Annotated in this window: 3 protein-coding genes and 4 pseudogenes; all 7 read left to right on the top strand. The window is 51.6% G+C overall.

The window, feature by feature from the left end; translation table 11 throughout:
- Positions 1-395: pseudogene (locus WLY71_RS29395) on the top strand (IS21 family transposase); the annotation flags it as partial.
- Between the two features lie 115 nt (positions 396-510).
- Positions 511-588 (top strand): annotated as a pseudogene (locus WLY71_RS29400) (hypothetical protein); the annotation flags it as partial.
- A 15-nt stretch (positions 589-603) separates the two neighbouring features.
- A pseudogene (locus WLY71_RS29405) lies at positions 604-1,803 on the top strand (aldehyde dehydrogenase family protein); the annotation flags it as partial.
- Between the two features lie 59 nt (positions 1,804-1,862).
- Positions 1,863-2,509, top strand: a pseudogene (locus tag WLY71_RS29410) (IS5 family transposase); the annotation flags it as partial.
- A gap of 270 nt (positions 2,510-2,779) precedes the next feature.
- Positions 2,780-3,457 (top strand): dTMP kinase, encoded by a 678-nt coding sequence (locus WLY71_RS29415; protein ID WP_347806368.1) that lies wholly within the window; start codon positions 2,780-2,782, stop codon positions 3,455-3,457.
- Between the two features lie 528 nt (positions 3,458-3,985).
- Entirely contained in the window at positions 3,986-4,633 is a 648-nt protein-coding gene (locus WLY71_RS29420; RefSeq protein ID WP_347806369.1) for a hypothetical protein, read from the top strand.
- Positions 4,623-5,680 (top strand): hypothetical protein (locus tag WLY71_RS29425; RefSeq protein ID WP_347806370.1); only part of this gene is annotated, 1,058 nt, incomplete at its 3' end. The genes WLY71_RS29420 and WLY71_RS29425, both read left to right, overlap by 11 nt.

Raw genomic sequence — 5,680 nt, forward strand, 5'->3', positions numbered from 1 at the left:
GGCTGTCGAGAAACACCATACGGAAATGGGTCAGAGCGCCCGAAGCTACTCAGCCGGCGTACCAGCGGTGCGCAGCCTTCAACAAACTCAGTCCATTTCACGAGACGCTGGAGCAGGCGCTCAAGGCCGATTCGTTTCGGGCAAAGCACAACCGCAGGAGCGCCACAGCACTCTTTGAGCAGATCAAGGCCGAGGGTTACGACGGCGGCTACAGCCAGCTCACAGCGTTTGTACGCTCGTGGCGAGGTGAGCAAGGCAAGTCTTTGCGCTCCTTTGTACCGTTGACGTTCGCACTCGCAGAGGCCTTTCAGTTTGACTGGAGCGAAGAAGGTCTTCTGATTGGCGGCCTGTTCCGACGCATCCAGGTGTCCCACATGAAGCTGCATATTGGACGGGGCCATGTCACGGACTTGGTTAAGCCCTCGGTATCCTGGAACATGGCGGCGACGCTCGAGAGCGGTGCCGGCAGAGACTGCGGAACATGCATGGAAAAAGTTCTTGTTATGCCACCAGCTGGTGGCGCGTCGTTATGACATCAGTCGGGAGGCACAGGACGCGTACGCGCTGCAGTCACAAAAGCGGACCGCGGCTGGCGTGAAGGTACGTGATGCCGATGTGTTTGCCAGGCTGGTCGTCGACGAGGCCGGGAAGACCCTCAAACAGGCGGAAAAGGAGGTCAAGCGTTGCGTCAACACCCTCAAGCTGTCGGCCGAGGAGGCCAGGCGCAATGCCGGGGAGGTGGTGCCTTTTGACGCTTATGAAGGTTCCGAATCGCGTCAGGGCTGGTTTTCCCGTGAACCTCTGGGTCTTATTGTTGCGATCACGCCGTACAACGATCCGTTGAACCTGGTGGCGCATAAACTCGGACCGGCCATTGCGGGCGGTAACGCGGTGATTCTCAAACCATCCGAACTCGCGCCATTGTCGGCGCTTAAACTGGTGTCTTATCTGGTCGCAGCAGGCTTGCCTGAATCAGTGGTTACAGTGGCCACCGGCGACGCGGAACTGGGCAAGGCATTGGTCGCCGCGCGTGAGGTGCGGATGATTTCCTTCACCGGCGGGTTCGTCACCGCTGAGCAGATCGCCCGCACGGCTGGGTTGAAGAAGCTGGCTATGGATCTGGGCGGCAATGCACCGGTAATCGTCATGGACGATTGCGACCTTGAGGCGGCTGTCGAGAGTTGTGTGTCCGGAGCGTTTTGGGCCGCGGGGCAGAACTGCGTAGGCACCCAGCGCTTGCTGATTCAGGCGTCGATTTATGAAGCGTTCCGAGAGCGTTTTGTCAGTCAAACCCGTGCGCTTGTGGTCGGCAATCCATTACGGGCCGACACCGATATCGGCCCCATGATTACTGCGCAAGCCGCGCAGAATGCCGAGCAAGTGGTGAACGAGGCCTTGCAAGAGGGCGCCACGTTGCTCTGCGGCCATCGGCGTGAAGGATCGTGCTATGCCGCCACCGTATTGGAAAATGTCGATCACGCCAGTCGACTCTGGCGCAATGAAGTCTTCGCTCCGGTGGTGGTATTGCAGTGCTTTGAGTCTTTCGACGAAGCCATCGATTTGGCCAATGAACCCGAATACAGCCTGCATGCGGGGATCTTCACCAATGATCTGGCAACGGCGATGAGCGCCGCACGAAGGATCGAAGCCGGAGGGGTAATGATCAACGACTCTTCCGACTACCGCTTCGATGCGATGCCGTTTGGCGGTTCGAAGTACGGTAGCCTCGGCCGGGAAGGCGTGCGATTTGCCTATGAGGAAATGACTCAGCCCAAGGTGGTGTGCTTGAACACGTTGCGCTAGTCGATGCGCGGCAACTGTATCGGGTCGTATGGCGTTGGGTCGGTTTTGTCACCTCCCCAATGCGTTATTGGTTCGGTTACAGCGATCCGGAGATGGAAGAAGCACTTTACGAGACCACGATCCTGCGCCAGTTCTCGGGGCTGCATCTGGATCGAATTCCCGATGAAACCACGATCCTCAACTTCCGGCGCCTACTGGAGAAACATGAGTTGGCGGGCGGGATTTTGCAGGTTATCAATGGCAATCTGGGTGATCGTGGTTTGCTGCTGCGTCACGGCACGGTTATCGATGCGACGATCATTCATGCGCCGAGTTGGACCAAGAACAAGGACGGTAAACGCGACCCTGAAATGCATCAGACGAAGAAAGGAAACCAATATTTCTTCGGGATGAAAGCGCACATCGGCGTCGACGCCGAATCCGGCTTGGTGCATCGCAGCAAATGTAGCGGACGTGACACAGGTCGATCAGTTACTGCACGGCGAGGAAACTTACGTGTGCGGGGATGCGGGTTACACCGGAGTGGACAAACGCCCAGAGCATCAGGAGCGCAAGATGATCTGGTCGATAGCCGCTCGACCCAGCAGCTATAAAAAGCACGCAAAAAGAGTTGATCGGGCGCATGCGACGCAAGATCGAACACGCGAAAGCGCAGGTCCGGGCCAAGGTTGAACATCCGTTTCGCGTGATCAAGCGCCAGTTTGGCTAATTTTTTCCTGCCAGCTTTATCATTTTTAGTGACGGTCACAACACCTGTGAGAAGTTCCATCCAGACACATAATTTAACTTATGGGCGATGAACGATGTTGATCAGCGGCTGTAACCCTGGATTTTGAGACCCGTTAGCCAGAAATCAGGTTAGAGTGTTCATCAATGTCTGCTCATAAGGACCCTCCACTCGATTCGCGTAGTCGCGCCAAGCGGTTCCAGCGAACGAACCGGGCAAAAAAACCGTATATCAATCGTTATGTGAAGAATGAATCGTCCGCTGTTTGTTTCTCTAGATGGGCCCAAAGGAGCCGGCAAAACCACACTGTTGGAGGCCGTTACGAAAGTACTGAGGGCAGACAACAAAAAGGTGATCCGACTTTGCGAGAGAAAAAGCGATCCCTTTAGGGGTGAAACAATGACCCTCGTTAACAAACTCGTCAGAAATCCCACCCGGGATTTGGAGTTGGAGGTTTGTGAGCGCTTTGCTGATAGCCGTACATGGATTTCCCACCACGTGCTGGCTAAACAGCCACCAGGCAGCATCATCTTGATCGATCGCTGGTACCCGTCTGATGCCGCATTTCGCCGGATAGTCCCGTTTGCAGAGATTCTACAGTTGAACATTGATCGAAACGTGCGAGTGCCAGACCTGCATGTCGGGGTTGTCACCGCCCCTGATATTTCATGGGCGAGGGCAGCGGCACGACGGCGTGGGCTGAGCAGTACTGTGATCCATAAGCTGGAAGAACATGTCGCTTGTACCAAGGCGTTCGAGCAAGCGATTGCAGATCACGACTGGGTTTTATGCCGTAATGAAGGAACGGTCGAAGACGCAACGATGCAGGTGATTTCTGAGATCTATAGAGTCCTTCGATGCCCCGTAGGCGAAGTTCGCTGCGCCGGTCTTGATGCGGTTGAGATAGACGTAGATGTAGATCGTTAGCAGGATCGAAGGGCTGTTTGTCGCCGCAGCGGTAGCCGGCTGACGCTTTGATCTGGGTGCCTGTCAACGAACTCTGAGCGAAGCTGCCCGGGTGGGTCTTACATGATCAGACGTTTCGAGTGTCGATTGCTGGAGCCGGGGTATTGGGTTGGCTCGAACAGGGATCGGGATTGGTAGCTTGAAGCACCCGGAAGAGAAAACCTAAAATTTGACTAGATTCAAATATCCTTAATAAACAGGTAGAAGCAATCAGTTTTTAAAAAGGCTATGAGCTACCTCTCGTCCTATTCGGCCGTGCTCCTGTAAGGTAATAAAAACTTGCGTAGTAATAATCTAAATAGGGTAAGACTATAGTTGCATCATGTGGCGATAGTTTTGATTTATTTTTCGGGTTTAAAAATCTTTATCCTTAGGTGGCACCACGCCAGAACAACCACTACGCTGATTCCAAGGATTAATTTGGAATGCCCCAATCATAAGGAATTGAGATAAGGATCAGCATATCCACAACCAACAATGGGGGTGGCTATGCCTGCTAAAAGCAGAACTGCATATTTTACTAAACGTGGTAAGCATTTCGGAAATCTTTGGGCTGTCTACAGTACAAAGATGAACCAGGTAATCTTGCTCGGTTCCGATAGGCAACTGGCGCATTGGCTTTTGTATCTTGAATTCTCATGTGACGTAATTAGCTTTCAATTTAATCCCACCTTTAAAGCTGTCAATTCGGACTCCCTAGATCGATTGGATTATCACGTTGAAGTCAATAGGCGTGAAGGCATGGTCGAACTCCATTACTTGAGAGTGACGGGGCGCTCTGAGAATTATGCAGACAAATTGCGTGCCGCCGAAAAGATAAAATATAACTACATCGAATTTAGCGATGAAGATTGGACACCCAAGAAGGGTAAGCTACTTTCGCTTCTTAGGTTGTCGAGTTTTCTCAGCGGTGGTCGTCATACATATATACCTCATGGTCTAGACCAAACTGCGATGGATTATGTGAGTGGCGCTAAAAAGGGTACGCTTCATTCATTTCTTTCGGCTCTAAGCTCGTACGACAAAAGCTTGTCCTTGTTGGTATTCTGTCGAATGCATTCATGCTGCTTGATTGATGTGGATTTTGATTCAAACATCTTTAATAAAGATACTTTGTGGTGGATTTATGAGGCATAAAATTACGCGTGAGCGCATTGCCGATATTGGATTCAATCATGTCGATGCATACGCCTTAGAGCCTGGCGTTAGAAATATATTTATGAGAAATAAACAAGCTATTGAGCTAAAGCTGGATGGGTATACTGGCCCCCAAATACTGAAGCTCACTGGTATGCCAGAATGTGAGTTGTCGAGGTATTTTAAGAGATACACGACCATAGATGAACAAGGCATATTTTGGGGCGAGGCCGCTTTGATTCCCTTCAGTCGTGTCGTTCCCTACACTCGCAAGACGCCCCCTGAAAAGAAACACAGCGAAGCCCAGGGTGGACTCGCCGGTATTTTGACTTACACATTGGCTAAGTATCCTGATATAGCTAGCCGGTTCGAGGAAGAAGTCTTCCGAAAAGACTGGCATTCCGGGCATGGATCGCGATTTGAGAAAAAACATCTGTGCGCTGTTTTTTATGATATCTGCCGATCTTCGGGGGTGACAGAAGAAGAGTGGCCGCTAAATCAGCCTCGGGGAGCCAGAAAAACAATCGGCACATACATCGATAATATTCTCAAAAATGATTTTGCAAGGGCGGCGCTTGTTACCGGTGGCAGGGTTGCGCTGACCCATAGCAAAGTTGGTACCGGCCATGTTCCGTTTATCGAGGATTTTGATGTCTATGACTTAATAGAAATTGACTCTTATCACGCGGACGCGTTTTTTGTGTTAAATGTAAGTGGCGATAAAAGAACAAAAACCAAAAACGTGCTTAGTCGAATCTGGCTTATTGCCGCGGTCTGCAGGCGAAGTAATGCGATTTTAGCAATAAAATTTGTTTTCTCGAGTGAAATAAGATCGCAGGACTTGGTTGATTTAATTTGCGATGCGTATACTGGTAGTTGGGAGCCCCGCAAAAGTCTCACTATCCCGGAATTGAGGTACACCGCAACCGCAGGCATGCCATGCTATTCCGTCCCAGGTCTGCGTCATCATACCTGGGGCGCGGTATGCCTGGACAATGCAATGCAGCATCACGCCGACAAGGTCTATGACCTTGCATTGCATGGGCT

The sequence above is a fragment of the Pseudomonas rossensis genome, from assembly GCF_039888995.1.
GTDB classification, from domain to species: domain Bacteria; phylum Pseudomonadota; class Gammaproteobacteria; order Pseudomonadales; family Pseudomonadaceae; genus Aquipseudomonas; species Aquipseudomonas rossensis.

Coding starts and splice junctions, on each gene's coding strand:
- WLY71_RS29420 (WP_347806369.1), top strand. CDS start 3,986: ATGCCTGCTAAAAGCAGAACTGCATATTTTACTAAACGTGGTAAGCAT.
- WLY71_RS29415 (WP_347806368.1), top strand. CDS start 2,780: ATGAATCGTCCGCTGTTTGTTTCTCTAGATGGGCCCAAAGGAGCCGGC.